The 4,197-nt window shown below is 64.6% G+C and carries 4 protein-coding genes and 1 pseudogene; all 5 read right to left on the bottom strand.

The annotated features are described in order from the left end of the window. Nucleotides 1-933, bottom strand: a 933-nt coding sequence (locus ABI213_RS23750; protein WP_348028955.1) for a glycoside hydrolase family 3 N-terminal domain-containing protein, incomplete at its 3' end; no start/stop codon positions are given. Nucleotides 934-959: 26 nt separating this feature from the next. After that, on the bottom strand, nt 960-2,084 hold the full coding sequence (gene ugpC, locus ABI213_RS23745) for a sn-glycerol-3-phosphate ABC transporter ATP-binding protein UgpC (protein ID WP_348006571.1): 1,125 nt from the start codon (nt 2,082-2,084) through the stop codon (nt 960-962). Nucleotides 2,085-2,097: 13 nt separating this feature from the next. Beyond that, the gene (locus ABI213_RS23740; RefSeq protein ID WP_348006572.1) at nt 2,098-2,964 is read right to left on the bottom strand and encodes a carbohydrate ABC transporter permease; all 867 of its coding nucleotides are present in this window, start codon (nt 2,962-2,964) and stop codon (nt 2,098-2,100) included. Between the two features lies 1 nt (nt 2,965). After that, entirely contained in the window at nt 2,966-3,892 is a 927-nt protein-coding gene (locus tag ABI213_RS23735; RefSeq protein ID WP_348006573.1) for a sugar ABC transporter permease, read from the bottom strand. Nucleotides 3,893-3,917: 25 nt separating this feature from the next. After that, nucleotides 3,918-4,197, bottom strand: a pseudogene (locus tag ABI213_RS23730) (ABC transporter substrate-binding protein); the annotation flags it as partial.

Below are 4,197 nucleotides of genomic sequence, written 5' to 3'. Positions count from 1 at the left end.
CTCGGCCGCATCCTGGGCCACGCCGTGGTGCTGGTACAGCAGGCTCACGCCCACGTAGTCGGCCACCACCAGGCCGTCAAAGCCCCATTGCTTGCGCAGTACCTCGGTGAGCAAATGCTGTGAGGCGTGTACCGGCTCGCCGTCGATGTCGTGGTACGCGGGCATCACCGAGCCCGCATCGGCCAGTTTGACGGCCATCTCGAACGGCAGCAAAAAGGTGTCGTTCAACGTGCGCCAGCCCAGGTTCACCGGCGCGTGGTTGCGCGCGCCTTCGCTGAACGAGTGGCCGACAAAATGCTTCAGCGTGGTCAGCACGTCGCGCTGCGGGCCCTGCAGGCCGCGCACATAGCGGGTGGCCAGTACGCCGACCAGGTAGGGGTCTTCGCCCAGGGTTTCTTCGGTGCGGCCCCAGCGCACATCGCGCGACACGTCCAGCACCGGGGCCAGCCCCTGCTGGCAGCCCACGGCGCGGCATTCCAGGCCGATCTGCTCGCCCACCTGCTGGATGAGTGCGGGGTTCCAGGTGGCGCTCATGGCCAGGGCGGAGGGGAACAGCGTGCCGTCGCGGGTCATCATGCCCATCAGGCATTCTTCGTGCGAAATCGCCGGGATGCCGAGCCGGGTTTCAAAGCGCAGGTAGCGCTGCAGGCGGTTCAGCGCGCGTACACCCGTGGCCGCGTCCACGCCGTGGGTGCCCAGCGGGCGGGTGATCTGGCCCAGGCCGTGGGCCAGGCGGCGGCGTACTTCGGCCGGGTCGCTGCGGCCAATGAAGGCTTCGCCGGGCCGCACCTGGTGTTCGCCGTCTTCGGACAGCACCAGCCAAAAGGCGTGCATTTGGGCGGTTTTCTCAGTCAGGGTCATGCGCCCCAGCAGGTCGGCGACGCGCTGCGGGATGGGTTGCCGGGGGTCTTGGTAGAGCGGTGTATTGGACATGTTGGAGATAGAGGTTGGGATAAAAGTTACTGCGCAGCAATGGCAAAGCTGGCATCGTCAAACAGGTGGTAGGCCGGGTCGGGCACGGTGAACGGGGTGCGGTCGCCCGCCAGCGCGCTGCTGCGGCCCGGCACTTTGGCAATCAGCGGTTCGCCCGGCAGGCCTTGCAGGTACACGTAGCTGTACTCGCCGAAATGCTCTACCTGCTGCACCGTGCGCAGCAGGGTGGCGCCGCCCATGTCACCGGGCAGCAAATGCTCGGGCCGGATGCCCAGGGTGACGCGCGCACCGGCGGCCACGCGGCGGCCTTGGCGGGGCAGTTGCAGGCGCTCGCCGCCCGCGCTGGCATCGGTTTGCAGGGTCAGCGTGTGGTCATCTACCGCCTGCACCGTGGCGGGCAAAAAGTTCATGCGTGGCGAGCCCAGAAAGCTGGCCACAAACATGTCGCGCGGGTGGTGGTACAGGTCCAGCGGTGCGCCCACCTGGGCGATGCTGCCGTGCGTCAGCATGCCTTCGCCGGCGCGCAGCAGCACGATCTTGTCGGCCAGGGCCATGGCTTCGGTCTGGTCGTGGGTCACGTAGACCGCGCTGGCGCGCTGGAAGTCGCGGTGCAGCCGGGCGATCTCGGTGCGCATGTGCACGCGCAGCGCAGCATCCAGGTTGGACAGCGGCTCGTCGAACAAAAACACATTCGGGCGGCGCACGATGGCCCGGCCAATCGCCACCCGCTGGCGCTGCCCGCCCGACAGGGCTTTGGGCAGGCGGTCCAGCATGTGGGTGATCTGCAGCACCTCGGCGGCTTCGCTCACGCGGCGGTGGATTTCGGCCTTGTCCACCTTGGCCTGGCGCAGGCCGAAGGCCATGTTCTCGTACAGGCTCATGTGCGGGTAGAGCGCGTAGTTTTGGAACACCATGGCCACCTCGCGCTCGGCGGGCGGCACTTCGTTCATGTGCACGCCGCCGATGTGCAGGTCTCCGGCGGTGATCGACTCGATACCGGCAATCATGCGCAACAGGGTGGACTTGCCGCAGCCCGAGGGGCCAAGGAACACACAGAACTCGCCCGCGGCGATGTCCAGGTCCACATCGCGGATGACTTGCACGCTGCCAGCATAGTTTTTTTGGATGGATTGGAGGGTGATTTGGGTCATGGGAATCTTTGTTTCAGCCTTTGAGGGAACCGGCCATCATTCCTTTGACGATGCGCTCCTGGCCAAAGGCATAGGCCACGATCAGCGGCAGCGAGGTCAGCGTCACCAGCGCCAGCATGGCCGGGATATTCGAGGCGTATTCGCCCTGAAAGTCCCACAGCGCCAGCGGCAAGGTGCGGTTGGACGGTGAGGAGGTGAGCACGTAGGCGAAGATGAATTCGTTCCACAGCCCGATGCCGTTGTAGATGGCCACGGTGGCCAGGCCCGGCCCCGACAGCGGAAAGAACACCTTCCAGAACACGGCGAACGGCCCGCAGCCATCCAGCTTGGCGGCCTCTTCCAGCTCACGCGGAATCTGCCGCATGAACTCAGTCAGGATGAAGATCGACACCGGCAGGCTGGTGGCCACATACGGGCCAATCAGGGCGAACGGCGTGTCGTACAGGCCCAGGCTGCGCGTCAGCAGGTAGATGGGCACCAGCGTGATGTGGATGGGCACGATCATGCAGGCCACGATCAGGCCAAACAGCGTCTTGTTGAAACGAAACTCCAGCCGCGCCAGGGCGTAGGCCGCCATCGAGCTGGCCGCCAGAATCAGCACGATGGACATCCCCACCACCCACACGCTGTTGCGCAGATAGACCAGAATGCCGCCCTGCAGCACCGCTGCGTAGTGGCTCCAGTCGATCTGCCGGGGCAGCGCCCAGACCGGGCTGTCAAAGGTTTCTGCCTGCGATTTCAGGCTGGTAAACACCACGAACAGCAGCGGCAGCAGCGTCACCACCAGCCACACAAGGGCCAGCAGTTTGACCAGGCTGCGCAAACTGATGTCGCGCACTTTGGGGTAGGCCAGAGCGGGTTTTAAAGAGACGGTTGGCATGTCACACCTGGGTTTCAAAGCGCCGTGTCAGGCGCATGCCAAACGCGGCAATCAGGGTCACCACCAAAAACATGGCGGAGGCAATGGTGCTGCCGTAGCCCAGCTGGAACGAGGCAAATACGGTGCGGTACATGTAGGTGGCCATGACTTCCGACGAGCCGTCGGGCCCGCCGCCGGTCATCACGTAGATCAGGTCGAAATAGCGCAGCGAACCAATGACCGACAACATGGCCGCCGTGCGTATCGTGCCCTGCAGATGCGGCAGTTTGATGCGCCAGAAGATGGTGGACGGCTTGGCCCGGTCCAGCGTGGCGGCCTCGGTCAGCTCCGGCGGAAAAGACGCCAGCCCGGCCAGAAACAAGATCATGTAGAAGGGCACGTTTTGCCAGCAGATGACGGCAATCACGCTGCCCAGGGCAAAGCGTTTGTCGCCCAGCCAGTCTTGCGCCAGCGCGTCCAGACCCATGGCGTGCAACCCGGCATTGATGGGGCCGAAGTTCGGGTCCAGGATGTTCTTGAACACCACCCCCACCGCCACGCTGGAGAACAGCAGCGGCAGAAAGTACAGGATCTTCAAAATACGCGAGCCGCGGCTGGCTTTGTCCAGCATCAGCGCCAGCGCCATGGCGATGGGCAACTGCACCAGCACCGACAGTAAGCCCAGCAGCAGGTTGTTGCCCAGTGCGTGCCAAAACACCGTGTCGTGCAGCAGCGCCACCCAGTTGTCGGCACCGGTAAAAATGCCATTCGCGCCCAGGCCGTTCCATTTCAGCATCGACAAATGAAAGCTCTGCAGCAGCGGGTAGAGCAAGAACAGCAGCAGCAGCACGACCGACGGTGCCAAAAAGAACACCGGGGCCCACTGGGCCGCCAGTTTCTTGCGCCGCCGGGCCAGCGGCGGTGCCAGGGAGATGGTGGAAGCGGTCAAGACAGACTCCTGGGCGGCACAGGGGTCAGTGCAGTTCGGCCTTGGCCGCGGCTTCCATCTTCTGGGCCGCTTCCTCGGGGGTGATGGACAGCGCGAACAGCGACTGCACCAGGTCCTTGTGCAACTCGCCCAGCTTGGGCGGCAGGTCCTGGTCGTACCAGAGCTGCACGCTCTTGGAGTCGGCCAGCATGGCCATCAGGCGCTGCTGGTTGGGCTCGGTCACCTTCAGGCCCTTGATCGGCACGATGCGGTTGTCCGCCAGGCGGGCCTGCACCGAGGTGTCATCGACCATCGCCTTGATCAGG

It is taken from the genome of Rhodoferax sp. (assembly GCF_039922535.1).
Taxonomy (GTDB): domain Bacteria; phylum Pseudomonadota; class Gammaproteobacteria; order Burkholderiales; family Burkholderiaceae_C; genus Rhodoferax_B.
Note: the sequence above shows the minus strand (reverse complement) of the source record. Positions and strands in the feature narration are given on the sequence as shown.

Excerpts from the sequence above, each read along its gene's own strand:
- ugpC (WP_348006571.1), bottom strand. The coding sequence starts at position 2,084 with ATGACCCAAATCACCCTCCAATCCATCCAAAAAAACTATGCTGGCAGC.
- ABI213_RS23740 (WP_348006572.1), bottom strand. The coding sequence starts at position 2,964 with ATGCCAACCGTCTCTTTAAAACCCGCTCTGGCCTACCCCAAAGTGCGC.